Raw genomic sequence first — 17,679 nt, 5'->3', positions numbered from 1 at the left:
GGTGGAATTCACTTATGAAAGTACTATACAGATTAGCAGATCTGATCATTAAAATAGGGGCATATATAGCTGGATTCCTTATCATTCTAACAACATTTATGATTTTTTATGAAGTAATCTCTCGGTCATTTTTTAACCATCCAACCAGTTGGGCAACAGAGATGTCTATTTATTCAATCATAGGAAGTTGTTTTCTAGGAAGTGCTTATGCCGTAAGAACCTATTCTCATATTACTGTAGATTTACTTATAAACAATGTAAATGACAATATAAAAACGATTCTTGCCTATATTTCAAATGCTTTAGGGTTAATTTTTAGCTTGATTTTCACATTTTATGGATACGAGCATTCCATGAAGTCATTAGAATTAGGAGTTACATCAGCTTCATTATTAAGAATCCCTATGTATCTGCCAGAGATGATTCTTCCGGTAGGTGGGGTGTTAATGTGCTTAGCCTTTATTTTACAAATTGTAGATGGTGGAGCCCATAAAGGAGGTAACCACTTATGAATCTATTTTTCTTAGGAGGGATGGGTACTCTATTACTAATTGGATTACCTGTGGCGTTTGCTTTGGCATTATTAGCTATAGCAGGAATGTACTTTTTTAATGGTGGGACTTTTGCTTTTATGCAAATTCCTATTATCTCATACAAATCGCTTGATGATTTTACATTAACTGCACTACCCATGTATGTTTTAATGAGCCAGGTACTTTTAGTTAGTGGTGTTGGTAGGGATCTATATGAGATGGGGAGTAGATGGTTTAGACACTTTCCTGGAGGCCTTGCAATAGCAACGATATTTTGTTGTACTATTTTTTCAGCAATATCAGGCTCAAGTGTTGCGACAGCAGTCACTGTTGGATCAGTTGCATTACCAGAAATGGTTCAACGTGGTTATAATAAGAGATATGTCCTTGGCTTACTAGCTGCTGGAGGTACTTTAGGAATATTAATACCACCAAGTGTTCCCATGATTATATATGGATCGGTAACAGGAGAGTCTATAGGAAAATTATTTATTGCAGGTATTGTGCCTGGACTTATTTTAACTATACTATTTATGGTTTTTGCCTCTTATCAAACTAGACATATAAAAGATATTCCTGCAACATGGAAAGAGCGAATGGAAGCTACTAAAAAAGCAATCTGGGGACTTCTATTACCTGTCATTGTTATTGGAGGTATTTACAGCGGTTTATTTACTCCTACAGAGGCTGCTGCAGTTGGAGTAGTAGTTAGTTTTGTTATTTCTGCATTTGTTTACCGTAACTTAAATTGGAAAAACTTCAAGAAAATGATAATATCAACAGTCAATACAAACGCTATGATTCTATTTATTATGGTAGGCGCAATGCTCCTAGGATATATTATGACTATATTACAGATTCCACAACTAATTACTAATTACGCAACAGAACAAAATATCTCACCTTGGGTGATATTTATACTTATTAATATTGCTTTATTAATTCTAGGAATGTTTTTAGAAACAATTTCAATTATTGTTATTACAGTACCGATTTTATATCCAATAGTAACAACATTAGGATTTGACCCAATTTGGTTCGCTATTATTATGGTTATCAATATGGAATTAGCATTAATATCGCCACCAGTTGGATTAAACCTATTTGTTTTAAAGGGAATTGATAAATCAAATACAATTAGTGAGATCGTAAAAGGAGTAATTCCTTACGCGATAATAATGGTTTTCTTCATTGTATTACTATCTTTATTCCCTGAGATTGCAACTTTTTTAATAAATAAGGTGGATTAATAGACTAATATAATAAACCTAAAAATGGCCATTATCATATTGACAGCCATTTTTAGGTTTAGCCAAAAATTTTACTTATGTTCGTTCAACTTTTTTACACTTATTTCAAATCTTCTATAGAATCGATATCCATATATTTAGGTACTGTTAAACCGATTTTTACTCCTGTCATACTTGTGCCAATATCTTCATATTTACCGTCAAATTTCTCTGCATATGTTTTATGTGTTAACGGTAACCATGCTGCAAGAGATGCGTCAGCACTTCCATCGGCAATTGCAGTCCACATTGGACCTGCTTCAACTTGGGTGAGTGTTACTTTAAATCCGAGATCCTCTAAGACTTTTCCCATTACATTTGTACTTGCAATTTCACTATCCCAAGCAACATATGTAAGTTTGATTTTTTCACCTTTTACTTTGTCTACACCTTTTGTCCATTCTGCTACTTTATCTGGATTATCCTTTACCCATTTGGCTGCCGCATCTTCTGGTTTAGAACCTTCTTGAATATCTAACATTACTTCACCCATATCATCTTCAGACCACTTGAATTGACTTAATACTTTATACGCATTTGGGTGATCTTCCTTTAAACCTTTTCGAGCAATCGTATGGATTTCTTCTGCTTCTCCATATACACCTTTAGGATCATCCAGATATTTTAAATCATACTTGGCAAACATCCAGTGTGGATTCCAGCCAGTAAAAATAATTGGTTCTTTTTTATCGTATGCCTTTTTTAAAGCAGCTGTCATAGCAGCACTTGAACCTGTAACCAATTCCCAATCATCAAGCTTATATTCCTTAAGAGCTTTCTCAGTTGCCGTCATGATTCCTGCTCCTGGATCAATTCCTGTAATTTTATATTTTACACTATCTCCAACTGTTTCATTTTTACTTGAACTTGCTTTATCATTTCCACATGCTGCAAGCCCAATAGATAACGCTGCAACCGCTCCGATTCCAACAATTTTTTTCCACATATTAGTTCCCCCTTTGTTTTTTCTTTCCTGCATTTTGTGTAATACGGTCTAGAACGATTGCTACGATCACAATAGTTAGACCTGCTTCAACACCTACACCTGTTTTTAATTGCGTAACTGCACGATAGACTTCTTCTCCTAACCCCGGTGCGCCAACCATAGATGCAATGACGACCATTGATAGTGCGAGCATTATACTTTGATTTATTCCAGCCATAATAGTCGGTGTGGCAAGTGGAAGTTGAACTTTTAACAACCTTTGACTAGTTGTTGAACCAAAGCTTTCTGTCGCTTCAATAATGTCCTCAGGCACCTGTTGGATCCCAAGTATTGTTAGACGTATAGTAGGTGGCATGGCGAATATCACCGATGCAACTACTCCTGGTACAACTCCGATATTAAAGAAGAAGATAGCAGGAAGTAAGTATACAAATGCAGGCATTGTTTGCATAAAATCGAGGATAGGGGTGACTATTTTGCGAACCGTATCCTTTTGTGATGCCCAAATTCCAATTGGTATACCAACTACTACGGAAATAATAACCGATGTTAAGACAAGAGCCAATGTACTGAGCATGGCATCCCAGTATCCTAAATAATCAATAATTAGAAATCCAATTAATGAAAATAAGGCAATGCTTTTTTTGGTTAACCACCATGCAATTCCAGCAATAATTAATGAAAGAAGAATAGGGGGGATAAAGCCGAGTCCAGAGACAATTCCATTTACGAGTCCTTCTAAGCCTGTAGCAACTCCGTCAAATATTCCTCCAAAATTTGATGTTAGCCAATCAACAAATCGATCAATCCAATCTGCTAATGGAATTCTTGGTATCCATTCATTCATTTAATTCACCTCCCTTAAAGAGGCTTCAGTTACTTCAACTGGCGCTGTATGAATATAAGAATCATTTCCTGCAAGAGCACCAATTAATGCTCCACGGATCACAATACCTTTCATTCGATCCCGCTCATCAACAACAGCAATCGGTATTTCCGCGGTAGATACGATATCGAATAAATCCATTAATAATGTGTCCTTTTGTACAGTGGTAATATTTTTTTGAATTACCTCATTCAGGGGAAGTCCTTTTTCGAAGGCATCCTTTGCTAATTGAGCTGTAACAGCACCTAAAAGCCGGTTTTGTTTATCGACCACATATATCGAAGAGATACCTAGATTTTTCATAAGTGTTAAGGCGACTCTTGGTCCCTTTTCAATTTGTACCGTTTCTGCACGCTTCATAATATGTCCGGCTGTTAACACTTTGGAAAAATCTACATCTTCAACGAAACGTTCCACATATTCATTGGAAGGATTCATTAAAATTTCCTCTGGAGTACCTATTTGAACGATGTTCCCATCCTTCATTAATGCGATGCGGTCTCCGATACGTAGGGCTTCATCTAAATCATGAGTAATAAATACAATTGTTTTCCCTACAGTATTGTGAAGCTCTAATAATTCATCTTGCATATCTTTTCTAATTAATGGATCCAAAGCACTAAACGCCTCATCCATTAATAAAATATCTGGATCGTTGGTTAGAGCTCTTGCAAGTCCAACACGCTGTTGCATTCCACCGCTTAATTGATCGGGATATTGATCCTCATATCCTTCTAATCCAACCAGCTTTAGTGATTCAAGTGCAATTTCTTGTCTTTTTGATTTTTCAATACCTTGAATTTCTAAACCATATTCAGTGTTTTGGAGAATGGTCCGATGGGGAAGGAGTGCAAATTTTTGAAATACCATGCTGATTTTTTTTCTACGAATATTTCTTAATTGTTCCTTGTTCATTTTAGTTACATTCTCGTTATCAATTAATATTTCTCCTAATGTTGGTTCAATCAAACGATTCAACATCCGAACCAAGGTCGATTTTCCACTTCCTGATAAACCCATGATGACAAATATTTCACCATCATTAACATGAAAGTTAGCTTGATTTACACCGACAGTTGCTCCGGTAGACTTTAAGATTTCTTGCTTTGTTTTTCCTTCTGATAGAAGCTGTGACGCTTTTTTCGTATGTTTGCCGAAAATTTTAGTCACGTTTTTTACTTCTATTTTGATTTTTTTCTCGTCACTAGTCATTTTTTTCCCTCATTTCTTTGCACTTTATAAGTGTAACGAAAATGTAATACTTCCCACAAACTCGATATTCCTTTATATTCCGATTGTACAGTTCGTAAAGAAAAAACTGTACGTACTTAATATACTTTATTCTTACATTTCCTCCGTATTCCTCTTGATTCCGTTTTGAAGTCCCTCTTTACTTTATATCTACAAAAGGATAGATTATTTATTGTTAAGAATCTTTTCTGTAATCAATCGATGGATTTAAGTGAATGATGAGATTAAAGTTCAATTGGAAAATTTCAAAATTAAATACCACTAAATGGGGTGTGAAAATAAATTGGAAGGTAAGGATCAACTAGACAGAGCACGAGAAAGGGTAATCGAAGCTATTGCACAAAACATGAACTTATATGGAGTAACACCTTCAATTGGCAGATTATATGGAATGATGTTTTTTCATAATGAGCCGTTAACACTGGATGAAATGAAGGAAGAACTTGGTATGAGTAAAACAAGTATGAGTACTTCCGTAAGAACACTTTTAGATTTAAAAATGGTCGATAAAGTATGGAAAAAAGGGAGTAGAAAAGATTTATATGCAATAGAAGGAGATTGGTATCAAAATTTTATTGACTTATTCACAGTGAAGTGGCGACATGCTATCTCGATGAATAAACATGTAATTGAAAAGTCATTAAAAGAGCTTTCTGACATGTTGACTGATGGGCATGTTGACGAGGAGATAAAGGCTTTAGTCAATAGCGATATCATTAAGTTAAAGGAGACGTTGGAATATTATAAATGGTTAAATCGTCTAATTGATACATTCGAAAGCGAAGAAATTTTTAATTTTGTGCCAAAAAATAATAAATAAACTTGTAGAGGATGACAATTTTTGTCGCCTCTTTTTTCTTTTAGTATGATTGTTCATTTCTCTACAAAAATGTACATATGTTATAAAGTCAAAGACTTATGGAAGGCAGGGTGGAAAATGACAAAATCAATGATAAAAGAGAATGGAATACCAAACAGAAATTCCGAACGAAGCCTTGAATTGGAACAGATTACTAACGAAACGGAAGACCTATTAAAAATAATTAAGTATTTAAAGGAATCAAATTTATTACCTGTCATTACGGATTTTTTAACAAAGAGAACTTCTTCAGAAATGTCACAACTAGATACAATTAAAAAAGGGGTTAGAAAAGGGATAGAATCTGCTATGTCCACACTTGATTCTGGTAAAGAATTAAGTTCCTTTCAAGTAATGAAGCTATTAAAGGACCAAGATATCAATCGAGCCGTCTTATTTTTAATGGGATTTTTAAAAGGGATGGGGAAAAATATATAGATGATAACCTGCACTTCGTTTGCAGGTTTTTTCGTTCTGAAAAAATCGTATCTAGCCTAGAAAAGGAGGAAAATTTCTCTAAAAATCGAATAACTATTTATTCGGTATGAAAGGAAGTCTAAAACAATATGAAAAAAGGGTTCGTAATAATCTGTCAAATTTTTTTGCTTTGGGTGATCAATGAATTAGGTACTTTCATTGTAAATATTTTACACATTCCTGTTCCTGGAAATATTATTGGAATGCTTTTATTATTGATTTTTTTACTAACCGGAATCATTCAATTAAAATGGGTAGATATAGGTGCTTCTCTATTAAATAGGCATTTATCTTTCTTTTTTATTCCTATATCTGTTGGGCTAATGACTCTGGGGTCTATTTTTATGTCATCAGGTATTCGTTTATTGTTTATCTTAGTATTGAGTGCAATTATTGGAATTATCGGCACTGGATTAACGAGTCAGTTATTAGCAAAAAAACGAGAGGTGTCTTCAAATGAGCAGCATTATCACAGTGTATAGTTTGATGATTACTATCTTTATTTATCTTTTTACTATAGCAATATCCAAAAAATATCCCTCTCCATTTACGACACCTGTCTTTTTAAGTACAGTTTTAATCATTGGCGTACTTTATCTTTCTCATATTACGTATTCACAATATTCTATAGCGAAAGAAATCATAACGGAATTATTGGGTCCAGCAACAGTGGCACTGGCTGTACCACTTTATAAGAACCGAAGAATTTTTTTTCAGCACTTAAAGCCAGCTTTACTAGGAATTATCTTGGGTACATCGTTGACTATTGCTTCTGCTGAAATAATTGGAAAAATGATGCATTTTTCAAATGAATTTCTTATCTCATTAAGTGTAAAATCGATTACCATACCAGTAGCAAGTGAAGTCTCAAATATCATAGGAGGTAATGAGTATTTAGTTGCTGCATTTGTCATGATTACTGGAATGTTTGGAGCAATGTTTGGTCCACTAATCCTAAATTTATGTAAAATTAATCACCCACTTTCAAGAGGACTAGCTATTGGAACGATTTCTCATGGAATAGGTACAGCTGAAGCTGTTAAGGAAGGCGAGATCCAAGGCGCAGTTTCAGGAGTTGCCATGGGAGTAGCTGCTATATTCACATCTATTTGCATCCCCAATATTTTACCCTTAATCTTATAGGCAAAATTTTTTGTTGAAATGAATAAGGTTTATTCGTATGATTACTATAAACATAAAATTTATAAATTTGTTTATTAAATGATTAAATATATGGCATAACTAGTATTAAACTAGTTGTGCCTTTGTTTTTATAGAAAAGGGTTGAAGGGAAAACAATAGAATGAAGCAGGCGAAGAAAAAAAATTATCAAAAATATAAGCTTAAAAAGCAATCACCATTACTTATCTTATTGATTCCAATTGTAATAATTACAGCTTATATCATCTTACAAAACAAAGAACAAGTACAAGAGAAACCACCTAAAAAACAAGAACCAAAAGTTCAACTTGTACCGACTCAATACCTTCCAATTTATAAAGCAGCGGAAAAAAAATATGGTGTACCCTGGTATGTACTTGCTGCACACCATCGAGTAGAAACAAGATTTTCTACAATGGATCCAATGATTTCCCCAGTGGGAGCAGAAGGACCGATGCAATTTATGCCATGTACATTTGTTGGGTGGAGTCATCCGACTTGCACAGGAAAAGGAGTAGGCAATATTCCTGAAAAGGAAAAAGAAGATCCTGTGGTCATTCATAAATATGGGGGATATGGTGTTGATGCAAATGGTGATGGAAAAGCAGATATATGGGATTTAGAGGATGCTGTCTTTAGTGCGGCAAATTATTTATCCCAAAATGGAGCAGCAGAAGGAAACCTTAAGCAAGCGATTTATTCTTATAATCATAGTGAAGATTATGTGAATGAAGTGTTGCATTATGCAAGACTTTACAAAAAAGATGAGTAAACTCGAATTGAAAATTGATTCGGGTTTATTTTTTATCATATATTTCAGCACCAGGAAAAACTAGAGTCATGGTCATTTATTTGATTGGTAAACTTCCCTTATACATAAGGGATTAATGCGTAGAAATAGGGGAATATAAACTTTGCAGCTAATTAAAGAAGAGTAAGAAAAATAAAATTTTACTCAGTTTCATTGAAGCCTAGAAAGGAGAATTTGATGAAAAACATATCGAGTGTCTTTTGGGTTTCTATTGCTATTTTGTTAATTGCCGTCGTATATGGGGTTGCAGCTCCAAGCAATTTTGAAACAATCACCTCAAATATCCAAGCTTTTCTTACGTCCAGGTTTGGTTGGTATTATTTAATTTTGGTATCGTTAATCGTTATCTTTTGTATTTTTCTAATACTTAGTCCGATTGGAGCAATTACATTAGGAAAACCGAATGATAAACCAGAATATTCTACTGTTTCCTGGTTTGCTATGTTATTTAGTGCTGGAATGGGAATTGGTCTTGTCTTTTGGGGAGCGGCAGAGCCATTGTCGCATTTTGCAACGAATCCACCCCTGTCTGAGCCTGGAAGTGATGATGCATTAAAAGAATCGATGCGCTTTACTTTTTTCCACTGGGGCTTACATGCTTGGGGCATCTATGCATTGATTGCATTAGCGTTAGCCTATTTTAATTTTAGAAAAGGTGAGCCAGGACTGATTAGTTCAACACTTACACCGATTCTTGGAAAATATGCAAGCGGCAAAATAGGAGGACTCATTGATATTCTAGCCGTTTTAGCAACGGTCATAGGGGTTGCAACGACACTTGGATTTGGTGCAGCACAAATTAATGGCGGACTATCGTTTCTTTTTGATATTCCTAATAATTTCAAAGTTCAACTTATTATTATTGGTGTAGTCACGGTATTATTTATCATCTCGGCATGGTCAGGATTAGGGAAAGGAATTAAATATTTAAGTAATACGAATTTAGTTTTAGCAATAATATTGTTAATTCTAATGTTTATCGCTGGACCCACCTTATTAATTTTGAATTTATTTACAGATACGTTAGGGGAATATTTGCAAAATATTATTCAAATGAGCTTTCGTATTGCCCCATTAAATTCAGAAAATCGTAATTGGATTAATTCGTGGACGATCTTCTACTGGGCCTGGTGGATCTCTTGGTCTCCATTTGTTGGTATTTTTATTGCCCGTGTATCAAAAGGGAGAACGATTCGCCAGTTTCTAATAGGTGTTTTGTTAGCTCCATCCATTGTTAGTTTTATTTGGTTTGCTGTTTTTGGCACCGCTTCTATCCATGTTCAACAACAAGGGAGAATCGATTTAACCGCATTGAAAACAGAGGAAGTATTATTTGGAGTTTTTGAAAATGTCCCGATGACAACCTTCCTTTCAATCATAGCTCTCATTCTAATTGCTATATTTTTTATTACATCTGCAGATTCAGCAACCTTTGTTCTTGGTATGCAAACAACATACGGTTCGTTACTTCCTCCAAATAGTGTGAAATTAACCTGGGGAATTTTACAGTCTTTAGTAGCAGTGATTTTATTATATAGTGGCGGATTGCAAGGTTTACAAAATGCCCTTATTATTGCAGCTTTTCCATTTTCAATAATTATTATCTTGATGATTATTTCGTTATATAAATCATTGATGAAGGAACGAAGAGATTTAAGGCTCTATGTACGGGCCAAACCAATAAAAAAGATAACAGAGCAAGAACCAGAATAAAAGGGAGTTGATAATTCTCCCTTTTTTCTAGTTTATTTCGAAAGTTGTTTTAGTTTGTTGCTCTTGTATATGCCTAACTGTCGGCATTACAAGATATCAGCATTTTTTTTGGAAATTCCAGCTCTTTTCCCAGTAAAATTTACAGGTTAGCAATATTTAGCAAATAGTTATTAATTAATACTTACTTAAATACCAACAATGTTTAAGAAAAGAGCCATTTCGTGATTATTTGCTACATATCATGGCCTTGATTATGATTTTGGCGTGTATGATTACGATTTTTTACTTTTTTAGACCCACTTAATGGTTCAGGTTGCCCAGATTGTTTTGGAGCATTTTTTCTCATATCTTTTCCATCATTTTTATTAGACATTTCTTCATCCCTCCTTCGCATAGATTGTGCTTATTGAAGGGATTTATACCGTATATTTTGTGTAAATAAGCGCAATCTATTTTTGAAAAGAACTTTGAAAGGGAGAGACATGGATGCCATATCATAAAAATAAACAACAAGCTTTTCAAGCTGCGCAACAGGGCATGAAGCAATTAGACGACGTTTATAGTCAATTAGTTCGCGATAGTGCTGACTATGGTCAGCAGTTAAAACATTTAAAAAATGAAGTCAATGAAACATATCAACAAATAGAAAATGCCATGGAAGTAGCAAGCGAAACCCAAAGACAGCAACTAGAGAAGTTCCGTTCAGATATTGAACAAATTGTAAATGACGTAAATAATGATTAAAAGGTCAAGAGACCGTTAAAACACAAGTTGACGTAATGCTGTGTTTTAACGGTCTCTATTTTAATATATGTGTGAACGATTAAAAGCTATTGGTTTTTCTTTCGCTTTTTATTATTTTGCTTCTGTTTCTCGGTTAGGGGTTCATTGGAAAACTCTTCATTATATCCTGTACCTTTTCCTTGTGCACTGGCTGCATTCATTCCTGGAATGATATGGTTCGCTTTTCTTTTAACCATTTATTTCACCTCCAATACTATTTTGTGCAAGAACGATAGAAATAATCAAATTTAGAAATAACTATCAATTTAGAATTGGCAATTGAATCTTATATTTTTGAAAAAACTTTTAGTTTTTTTATTGTTTCTTTCTTTAATATAATATTCTCTAGTGAAAGATTGTAAATAAAGGGGAGAAGGAATGAACAGAATCATAACTATTATCATCGGTTCCTTATTAGTGAGTGTTGCATATAATTTGTTTCTAATACCTCATGAAATCTTAAGTAGTGGTTTAAGTGGTATTGCAATTATGCTAGGTCTGATTACTCCATTTAATACAGGAATATTAAATTTTTTACTTAATCTTCCTTTACTGATTCTTGGAGTGTTTAAATTAGGTAAACGGTTTATTCTTTATACTATTTTATCCGTTGTGGTAATCTCAGTAGGACTATACATCATACCAATTAAACAGATTTCAACTGAACCGATATTATCCTCTTTATTTGGTGGAGTAATAACTGGATTAGGAATCGGATTAATTTTTCGAGTATCAGGTTCATCCGGTGGTTTCGATATTTTAGCCATGCTACTAAATAAGAAAAAAGATTTCCCATTAGGGACAATTTTATCTGCTATGAATGGAATTGTTGTTCTAATTTCAGGATTTATTTTTAGTTGGGACGCAGCTTTAAACACAATGGTAGCCATTTATGCAACTGGTAAAGTGGTTGATACAATTCATACGAAACATATAAAACTCACCGTGATGATTGTGACCGACAAAGGAAAAGAGATGAAAGAAAAATTACTTTCGAGTGTATATCGCGGAATCACTTTAATAGATGGTGAAGGTGCTTATTCAGGGGAAAATCGAAAAATCTTAATGACTGTTATTACTAGGTATCAATTGACAGATGTTAAATCTTTAATTAGAGATATTGACCCAAGTGCATTTGTTAATATTACCGAAACAACAGAAGTAATGGGTTCGTTTCATCGAAATTAGTAGACGTCAACCGAAAATTAGCGTAGAAAATCTTTTGATTAATAGAGATTCTGCGCTTTTTTTATACACAAAAATACAGAGATAAACTTTTTATAGATATTTCTTTTCTCAGTGGATTGTAAAGATTGGTCTTTTCTTAAAATTATATTTATTTATTAAAATATTACCTAAATTCAACAAGGTCTGAGAAAAGCTTTATTAAATGAATGTATTTATATATATATATATGTAAAAGGCTTAGTGCCGGCTTTACTCTTAACAAAAGAATCGACAAAAATCTGCATTTTTTTCATAAAAAACGAAATATGTAACTCATTAAATTATAATAAATATAACGAGAAACAAAAACTTGAGCTAATATTTAAAGGTTCCCCGTTTATGATAATATTTTCTTATTAAAAACGATAACATTCTTGTTATTTACTTATGTAACTACTTATATTAAGATGGTAATTGTGAAAAGTAATTGAACATAATTCGAGCTTTTCGTGAAACTATCAGTGAATATGACATTTTTTGAAAAAGAGGGGGAATCTTGAGTGGCTAAAAACGACGTTTTTAACGCACGTACTTCTTTTGAACTAGAAGGCAAACGTTATCATTTTTATCGTCTTGCAGCTCTTGAAGAAGCAGGTTTAGCGAAAATCTCTCGCTTACCATACTCAGTAAAAGTATTATTAGAATCTGTACTTCGCCAACTGGATGGCCGTGTAATTACAAAAGAACATGTTGAAAATTTATCAAAATGGGGATCTGAAGAAGTAAAAGATGCAGAGGTGCCTTTTAAGCCATCTCGTGTTATTCTCCAAGATTTCACAGGTGTACCTGCCGTTGTAGACCTTGCTTCTTTACGTAAAGCAATGGCTGATTTAGGTGGAGATCCTGATAAAATTAATCCTGAAATTCCTGTCGATCTTGTAATTGACCACTCAGTACAAGTTGACAAATATGGTACGGCAGACGCTTTAAAAGCGAATATGGATTTTGAATTTGAACGTAACGCAGAACGTTATCAATTCTTAAGCTGGGCTACGAAAGCGTTTGATAATTACCGTGCGGTGCCACCAGCAACTGGTATTGTTCACCAAGTTAACTTAGAATATCTTGCTAGCGTAGTTCATGCAATTGAAACTGCAGATGGTGAATTTGAAGCATTCCCAGATACTCTAGTAGGTACTGACTCTCATACAACAATGATCAATGGTATCGGTGTTCTTGGATGGGGTGTTGGTGGTATTGAAGCGGAAGCAGGTATGCTTGGTCAACCTTCATACTTCCCAATTCCAGAAGTTATCGGTGTTAAATTAGTAGGGGAACTTCCAAATGGAGCGACTGCGACTGACTTAGCACTAAAAGTTACTCAAGTGTTACGCCAAAAAGGTGTTGTTGGTAAATTTGTTGAATTCTTTGGTCCTGGTGTATCTAAATTACCACTTGCTGACCGTGCAACAATTGCTAACATGGCCCCTGAATATGGCGCTACTTGTGGTTTCTTCCCTGTAGATGCTGAAAGCTTAGGATATCTTCGATTAACTGGTCGTCCGGAGGAGCATATTAAGCTTGTTGAGAAATATTTACAGGAAAACAATATGTTCTTCACTCCAGAAAATGAAGAACCTGTTTACACAGATGTTGTTGAAATTAACTTATCTGATATCGAAGCAAACTTATCAGGTCCAAAACGTCCACAGGACTTAATTCCGCTATCTAAAATGCAAACAGCTTTCCAAGATGCGGTAACTGCTCCTGTAGGTAACCAAGGATTTGGATTAAAAGATACAGAAATTAAGAAAGAAGCTGTAGTTAAATTCGATAATGGCGATGAAGCAACAATGAAAACCGGCGCCGTTGCTATTGCAGCTATTACAAGTTGTACAAACACTTCTAACCCTTATGTTATGTTAGGTGCAGGTTTAGTTGCCAAAAAAGCAGTTGAAAAAGGCTTAACGGTACCTAAATATGTAAAAACATCCTTGGCTCCAGGTTCAAAAGTTGTTACTGGATATTTAAGAGATTCTGGACTTCTAGGGTATCTTGATCAATTAGGATTCAATCTTGTAGGTTATGGTTGTACAACATGTATCGGTAACTCTGGTCCACTTAAAGAAGAAATCGAAAAGACGATTGCTGAAAACGATTTACTTGTTACTTCAGTACTTTCTGGTAACCGTAACTTTGAGGGCCGTATCCATCCGCTTGTAAAAGCAAACTACTTAGCATCACCACCATTAGTTGTTGCTTATGCATTAGCAGGTACAGTAGACATCGATCTTATCAATGAGCCAATTGGAAAAGATAAAGACGGTAATGATGTTTACATGAAAGATATTTGGCCATCTACTGAAGAGGTAAATGAAGCGGTTAAACAAAGCGTAACACCTGAGTTATTCCGCAAAGAATACGAGCGTGTATTCGACGATAATGAACGTTGGAATGATATCAAAACAGGTAATGATCCGTTATATACTTGGGATGAAAAATCAACGTATATTGCGAATCCGCCATTCTTTGAAAATCTTTCTCCAAATCCAGAGGAAGTTAAGCCATTATCTAGTCTTCGTATCGTAGCTAAATTTGGTGATTCTGTAACTACTGACCATATATCACCAGCTGGTGCAATTGGTAAAGATACTCCTGCAGGTAAATACTTACGTGAAAACGGGGTGGAACCTCGCGAATTTAACTCTTATGGTTCTCGTCGTGGTAACCATGAAGTCATGATGCGTGGTACATTTGCGAATATCCGAATTCGTAACCAAATTGCTCCTGGAACAGAAGGTGGTTTTTCAACTTACTGGCCAACTAATGAAGTAACTTCAATGTATGATGCTTGCATGAAATACAAAGAAGACGGCACTGGATTAGTTGTTCTTGCTGGTAAAGATTACGGGATGGGATCTTCTCGAGACTGGGCAGCAAAAGGTACAAATCTTCTTGGTATTAAAACAGTTATTGCAGAAAGCTTTGAACGTATTCACCGTTCTAATCTTGCATTGATGGGTGTTTTACCACTTCAATTCAAGAAAGGTGAAAACGCTGAAACACTTGGTTTAACTGGAAAAGAAATCATTGATGTTCACATTGATGAAAATGTTAAGCCACGTGATATTTTGAAAGTAACTGCTACAGATGAAGCAGGCAACAAGAAAGAATTTGAAGTACTTGTACGTTTCGATTCTGATGTCGAAATTGATTACTATCGTCATGGTGGTATTCTTCAAATGGTACTTCGCGACAAATTACAAGCATAATCGACTGATCTCACACACTCTGTTTTACAGAGTGTGTTTTTTTATACTAATTTTTTAAAAAGTACATATACTTAAATAGAGTAAATAAATGATCATTCTATAGGAGGAAAAAATGTTTAAAAGAATCCTTCCATTTATGATAATCATGCTGTTAGTTTGTACAATGCTAGTACAAGCACTTGAACATAAAAAAGATAAACAAGTTAAAGCATCTACAGAAACGTCTTTATCAAAAGCAAGTGATGAGGATTTAAATGAGTTATATAATTCTATTATGTCATCTCAAATTGAGGAACCAGAAGAAGAGGAAGAAGAGGTTGCAGAAGGATTAGAAATCGGTTCTAAAGCACCTGATTTTGAACTAACCACTCTAACAGGCAAAAAAATGCGACTAGCTGATTTTAAGGGAAAACGTGTAATAATCAATTTCTTTGCCACTTGGTGTTACCCATGTAAAATAGAAATGCCTGTGCTCGAGAAATTCTATCAAGAGAATCACGATGATATTGAAATACTAGCGATTAATATTGATACAAAATCTGATGTAAAAGGCTATGTTAAAAAATTAAATTTATCATTTCCGATTCTTTTAGATGAGAAAGGTGTAGTCGATACACAATACCAAGTATTAGCGATCCCAAGTACTTATATTGTGGATGAGAAGGGAATTATAATTAATAAACATTACGGAGCATTAAATGATCAGCAATTAGAAAAATTATTCAAATAACTACAGACACTTCTTCTTGTGAAGTGTTTATTTTTTTGAAATACTATTATTATAACAATTTTGTGACAGTTCCAGCTAAAGTTGTTAGAAAATTTTAATTTATGTTAAAATAAATATGTAGAAATAACTAGGTTATTTCAAAAGTATTGGTAAAATAATTATAAATTTTTAATTTTATGACCATACTATTATAAAATATACAACCTAAGGAGATTATATAGATGAGAAAAACAAATAAGAAATCATTTTCAGATTTAGTGTTGGAAAATAAACAAGCTTTATTAAGAGATCAAGAAGCGATTGAAAGAATTGAAACAAAGCTTGAACAAAAACATTCAATTAAATTGGCGGAATAAACCTATATTTACTACTCATATCCCCTTTATTTTAGGTGAAACTTAAAATAAAGGGGGTTTTTTTATGAGTAATCCAAAAAAGAAAAGCAAATACTATGGGCCTACACATTTAGGTACACAGCCTCGTTCTTTTGGTGGGAACAAAGGAAAACAAATGCAAGATAAATCAGGAGAGCATGCCCAGGTAATTCAGACTAAAGGGGAATAACATGAAAGTGCTAAAAAAAACCAGGCTTGAATGAATCGTAAAAACAACATACTATCATTGTCCACACAAATTGTGGTCACTCTTACTGTAAGGAGGACTTTAATATGGCATGGAATAAACCTAAACCAGATGATCGCAGTGATAATGTAGAAAAATTACAAAATATGATTGATAACACACTTGAGAATATAGAAAAAGCAGAAGAAACGGCTAGTCTCTCAAGTAATGAAGAACGCGCCAAAATAGAAGCGAAAAATGAACGCCGCCGTGAAAGTATCGAGAGTATGCGCAGTGAAGTAAAAGATGAAGCCCATGCTCAAAATAATCAATATCAATAATGAATAACAGCCGGTTTGACGCCGGCTGTTATTTTTGTTATTCACAACAATCAGTGCTAAAATAAATAATATTATTAATGAAAGGTGCTACTACATAAGAATGATTATTTCAGAAACAGATATTCAAGTTCGTTATGCAGAGACAGACCAAATGGGTGTTGTCTATCATGCAAATTATTTAGTATGGTTAGAACTCGGTAGAACGAAGCTTATAGAGAATTTAGGTTTTAAATATGCTGATATGGAAAATGAAGGAGTTTTATCTCCTGTAGTTGATATTGAAATTTCTTATAAAAAGCCTGTTCGATATGGGGAAGTTGCTAAAGTTAAAACTTGGATTGAAGAGTATGATGGTATACGTGTTGTTTATGGGTATGAGGTATTAACGGAAGGTGGAGAACTCTCGGTTATAGCCAAATCAAAGCATGTATGTGTAAAGAAAGAAACATTCCGTCCTATTTCAATTCGAAAACGATTCCCTGATTGGCATGAAGCATATGAAAAGGCAAAAAAATAAACTTTTTAATTATTAGAGGGGGAGACTTGTGGCTTTCGGAATATCAAAAAGTCAACTAAAAAAATGGAAAAATAAAATTGATTCAGGAGAAATTGCGATTATTACTCATTTCTGGATTGATGAGCGTTTCCCCAATTGTAACTCAGTTACGAAGGTAGGTTGTCGTAATATCGAAAAATTAGTCAACTGGGGTACTATATACGGTTTAAAAGAAGAATGGATTCATCACCGTAAGGATGGATATTCTCATTTTGATTTGTTAGGAGATAAACAGGAGGAAGTATTATTAAAAGAGGGACATATAGAAGAATTAAACAAGTTCTGTCACAAAAGAATACGAGAGTGAACGAAATGAAGCTCACTCTCGTATTCTTTATTTTAG

Annotated in this window: 22 protein-coding genes; 17 read left to right on the top strand and 5 right to left on the bottom strand. The window is 34.3% G+C overall.

Translation table 11 applies throughout. From position 1 onward, the window contains the following. Positions 1 to 14 precede the first annotated feature (14 nt). Together MHI39_RS12760 and MHI39_RS12755 are read left to right on the top strand one after the other, a co-directional pair. A complete protein-coding gene (locus MHI39_RS12760; protein WP_071975943.1) occupies positions 15 to 512 on the top strand; it encodes a TRAP transporter small permease in 498 nt (165 codons plus the stop codon). After that, a complete protein-coding gene (locus MHI39_RS12755; protein WP_071975944.1) occupies positions 509 to 1,783 on the top strand; it encodes a TRAP transporter large permease in 1,275 nt (424 codons plus the stop codon). The genes MHI39_RS12760 and MHI39_RS12755 overlap by 4 nt, the downstream gene beginning before the upstream one ends. A gap of 100 nt (positions 1,784 to 1,883) precedes the next feature. Here MHI39_RS12755 and MHI39_RS12750 read toward each other — a convergent pair whose 3' ends face one another. Genes MHI39_RS12750 through MHI39_RS12740 form a run of 3 tightly spaced genes read right to left on the bottom strand, consistent with a single transcriptional unit; the run spans position 1,884 to position 4,866 of the window. Continuing rightward, the gene (locus MHI39_RS12750; RefSeq protein WP_058003672.1) at positions 1,884 to 2,768 is read right to left on the bottom strand and encodes a glycine betaine ABC transporter substrate-binding protein; all 885 of its coding nucleotides are present in this window, start codon (positions 2,766 to 2,768) and stop codon (positions 1,884 to 1,886) included. Position 2,769: 1 nt separating this feature from the next. Next, a complete protein-coding gene (gene opuAB, locus MHI39_RS12745) occupies positions 2,770 to 3,615 on the bottom strand; it encodes a glycine/proline betaine ABC transporter permease subunit OpuAB (protein WP_058003671.1) in 846 nt (281 codons plus the stop codon). Then, positions 3,616 to 4,866, bottom strand: coding sequence for a glycine betaine/L-proline ABC transporter ATP-binding protein (locus MHI39_RS12740; RefSeq protein WP_058003670.1), 1,251 nt, complete (start codon positions 4,864 to 4,866; stop codon positions 3,616 to 3,618). It abuts the gene before it with no gap. 304 nt (positions 4,867 to 5,170) lie between these two features. Between MHI39_RS12740 and MHI39_RS12735 the strand changes: the two genes are divergently transcribed. The 6 genes from MHI39_RS12735 (at position 5,171) to MHI39_RS12710 (ending at position 9,926) form a co-directional block, all read left to right on the top strand. Further along, a complete protein-coding gene (locus MHI39_RS12735; RefSeq protein WP_058003669.1) occupies positions 5,171 to 5,725 on the top strand; it encodes a GbsR/MarR family transcriptional regulator in 555 nt (184 codons plus the stop codon). Positions 5,726 to 5,842: 117 nt separating this feature from the next. Next, on the top strand, positions 5,843 to 6,202 hold the full coding sequence (locus MHI39_RS12730; RefSeq protein WP_158022200.1) for a DUF1641 domain-containing protein: 360 nt from the start codon (positions 5,843 to 5,845) through the stop codon (positions 6,200 to 6,202). A gap of 128 nt (positions 6,203 to 6,330) precedes the next feature. Beyond that, positions 6,331 to 6,723 (top strand): CidA/LrgA family protein, encoded by a 393-nt coding sequence (locus tag MHI39_RS12725; protein WP_058003667.1) that lies wholly within the window; start codon positions 6,331 to 6,333, stop codon positions 6,721 to 6,723. After that, positions 6,698 to 7,384 (top strand): LrgB family protein, encoded by a 687-nt coding sequence (locus MHI39_RS12720; RefSeq protein ID WP_058003666.1) that lies wholly within the window; start codon positions 6,698 to 6,700, stop codon positions 7,382 to 7,384. The genes MHI39_RS12725 and MHI39_RS12720 overlap by 26 nt, the downstream gene beginning before the upstream one ends. Positions 7,385 to 7,544: 160 nt before the next feature. Then, positions 7,545 to 8,174, top strand: a complete 630-nt coding sequence (locus tag MHI39_RS12715) for a lytic transglycosylase domain-containing protein (RefSeq protein ID WP_058003665.1) — start codon at positions 7,545 to 7,547, stop codon at positions 8,172 to 8,174. Between the two features lie 216 nt (positions 8,175 to 8,390). Continuing rightward, the gene (locus MHI39_RS12710; RefSeq protein ID WP_342541341.1) at positions 8,391 to 9,926 is read left to right on the top strand and encodes a BCCT family transporter; all 1,536 of its coding nucleotides are present in this window, start codon (positions 8,391 to 8,393) and stop codon (positions 9,924 to 9,926) included. A 232-nt stretch (positions 9,927 to 10,158) separates the two neighbouring features. Here the strand turns inward: MHI39_RS12710 and MHI39_RS12705 are convergent, their stop codons facing one another. After that, positions 10,159 to 10,299, bottom strand: a complete 141-nt coding sequence (locus MHI39_RS12705; protein WP_065107248.1) for a small acid-soluble spore protein P — start codon at positions 10,297 to 10,299, stop codon at positions 10,159 to 10,161. Between the two features lie 113 nt (positions 10,300 to 10,412). Between MHI39_RS12705 and MHI39_RS12700 the strand changes: the two genes are divergently transcribed. After that, complete coding sequence (locus tag MHI39_RS12700; RefSeq protein ID WP_058003663.1) at positions 10,413 to 10,670, top strand: hypothetical protein; 258 nt, start codon at positions 10,413 to 10,415, stop codon at positions 10,668 to 10,670. Positions 10,671 to 10,756: 86 nt separating this feature from the next. Here the strand turns inward: MHI39_RS12700 and sspO are convergent, their stop codons facing one another. Further along, entirely contained in the window at positions 10,757 to 10,906 is a 150-nt protein-coding gene (gene sspO / locus MHI39_RS12695) for a small acid-soluble spore protein O (protein ID WP_058003662.1), read from the bottom strand. A gap of 181 nt (positions 10,907 to 11,087) precedes the next feature. Here sspO and MHI39_RS12690 point away from each other — a divergent pair, with 181 nt between their 5' ends. From MHI39_RS12690 to MHI39_RS12655, 8 genes are all read left to right on the top strand, one after another. Further along, positions 11,088 to 11,897 (top strand): YitT family protein, encoded by an 810-nt coding sequence (locus MHI39_RS12690; protein WP_058003661.1) that lies wholly within the window; start codon positions 11,088 to 11,090, stop codon positions 11,895 to 11,897. 539 nt (positions 11,898 to 12,436) lie between these two features. Continuing rightward, entirely contained in the window at positions 12,437 to 15,148 is a 2,712-nt protein-coding gene (gene acnA, locus MHI39_RS12685; RefSeq protein ID WP_342541340.1) for an aconitate hydratase AcnA, read from the top strand. Between the two features lie 112 nt (positions 15,149 to 15,260). Beyond that, positions 15,261 to 15,878 (top strand): TlpA disulfide reductase family protein, encoded by a 618-nt coding sequence (locus MHI39_RS12680; protein WP_078110632.1) that lies wholly within the window; start codon positions 15,261 to 15,263, stop codon positions 15,876 to 15,878. Between the two features lie 221 nt (positions 15,879 to 16,099). Next, positions 16,100 to 16,234, top strand: coding sequence for an FbpB family small basic protein (locus MHI39_RS12675; RefSeq protein ID WP_071975949.1), 135 nt, complete (start codon positions 16,100 to 16,102; stop codon positions 16,232 to 16,234). 64 nt (positions 16,235 to 16,298) lie between these two features. After that, positions 16,299 to 16,442 (top strand): acid-soluble spore protein N, encoded by a 144-nt coding sequence (locus MHI39_RS12670; RefSeq protein WP_058003659.1) that lies wholly within the window; start codon positions 16,299 to 16,301, stop codon positions 16,440 to 16,442. A 104-nt stretch (positions 16,443 to 16,546) separates the two neighbouring features. Then, on the top strand, positions 16,547 to 16,780 hold the full coding sequence (gene tlp / locus MHI39_RS12665) for a small acid-soluble spore protein Tlp (RefSeq protein ID WP_058003658.1): 234 nt from the start codon (positions 16,547 to 16,549) through the stop codon (positions 16,778 to 16,780). A gap of 100 nt (positions 16,781 to 16,880) precedes the next feature. Next, positions 16,881 to 17,297, top strand: coding sequence for a thioesterase family protein (locus tag MHI39_RS12660; RefSeq protein WP_212945606.1), 417 nt, complete (start codon positions 16,881 to 16,883; stop codon positions 17,295 to 17,297). Positions 17,298 to 17,325: 28 nt separating this feature from the next. After that, the gene (locus tag MHI39_RS12655; protein ID WP_278890677.1) at positions 17,326 to 17,643 is read left to right on the top strand and encodes a hypothetical protein; all 318 of its coding nucleotides are present in this window, start codon (positions 17,326 to 17,328) and stop codon (positions 17,641 to 17,643) included. The last annotated feature ends 36 nt before the right edge of the window (positions 17,644 to 17,679 follow it).

This window comes from Heyndrickxia sp. FSL K6-6286 (assembly GCF_038630395.1).
Taxonomy (GTDB): Bacteria; Bacillota; Bacilli; order Bacillales; family Bacillaceae_C; genus Heyndrickxia; species Heyndrickxia oleronia.
The sequence above is the reverse complement of the archived record's forward strand: the minus strand, read 5'-3'. Positions and strand labels throughout refer to the sequence as shown.

Coding starts and splice junctions, on each gene's coding strand:
- MHI39_RS12690 (WP_058003661.1), top strand. CDS start 11,088: ATGAACAGAATCATAACTATTATCATCGGTTCCTTATTAGTGAGTGTT.
- MHI39_RS12735 (WP_058003669.1), top strand. CDS start 5,171: ATGGGGTGTGAAAATAAATTGGAAGGTAAGGATCAACTAGACAGAGCA.
- MHI39_RS12725 (WP_058003667.1), top strand. CDS start 6,331: ATGAAAAAAGGGTTCGTAATAATCTGTCAAATTTTTTTGCTTTGGGTG.
- MHI39_RS12715 (WP_058003665.1), top strand. CDS start 7,545: ATGAAGCAGGCGAAGAAAAAAAATTATCAAAAATATAAGCTTAAAAAG.
- MHI39_RS12705 (WP_065107248.1), bottom strand. CDS start 10,299: ATGTCTAATAAAAATGATGGAAAAGATATGAGAAAAAATGCTCCAAAA.
- MHI39_RS12660 (WP_212945606.1), top strand. CDS start 16,881: ATGATTATTTCAGAAACAGATATTCAAGTTCGTTATGCAGAGACAGAC.
- MHI39_RS12700 (WP_058003663.1), top strand. CDS start 10,413: ATGCCATATCATAAAAATAAACAACAAGCTTTTCAAGCTGCGCAACAG.
- MHI39_RS12740 (WP_058003670.1), bottom strand. CDS start 4,866: ATGACTAGTGACGAGAAAAAAATCAAAATAGAAGTAAAAAACGTGACT.
- sspO (WP_058003662.1), bottom strand. CDS start 10,906: ATGGTTAAAAGAAAAGCGAACCATATCATTCCAGGAATGAATGCAGCC.
- MHI39_RS12755 (WP_071975944.1), top strand. CDS start 509: ATGAATCTATTTTTCTTAGGAGGGATGGGTACTCTATTACTAATTGGA.
- MHI39_RS12710 (WP_342541341.1), top strand. CDS start 8,391: ATGAAAAACATATCGAGTGTCTTTTGGGTTTCTATTGCTATTTTGTTA.
- MHI39_RS12680 (WP_078110632.1), top strand. CDS start 15,261: ATGTTTAAAAGAATCCTTCCATTTATGATAATCATGCTGTTAGTTTGT.
- tlp (WP_058003658.1), top strand. CDS start 16,547: ATGGCATGGAATAAACCTAAACCAGATGATCGCAGTGATAATGTAGAA.
- MHI39_RS12730 (WP_158022200.1), top strand. CDS start 5,843: ATGACAAAATCAATGATAAAAGAGAATGGAATACCAAACAGAAATTCC.
- MHI39_RS12720 (WP_058003666.1), top strand. CDS start 6,698: ATGAGCAGCATTATCACAGTGTATAGTTTGATGATTACTATCTTTATT.
- MHI39_RS12670 (WP_058003659.1), top strand. CDS start 16,299: ATGAGTAATCCAAAAAAGAAAAGCAAATACTATGGGCCTACACATTTA.
- MHI39_RS12675 (WP_071975949.1), top strand. CDS start 16,100: ATGAGAAAAACAAATAAGAAATCATTTTCAGATTTAGTGTTGGAAAAT.
- MHI39_RS12750 (WP_058003672.1), bottom strand. CDS start 2,768: ATGTGGAAAAAAATTGTTGGAATCGGAGCGGTTGCAGCGTTATCTATT.
- MHI39_RS12760 (WP_071975943.1), top strand. CDS start 15: ATGAAAGTACTATACAGATTAGCAGATCTGATCATTAAAATAGGGGCA.
- opuAB (WP_058003671.1), bottom strand. CDS start 3,615: ATGAATGAATGGATACCAAGAATTCCATTAGCAGATTGGATTGATCGA.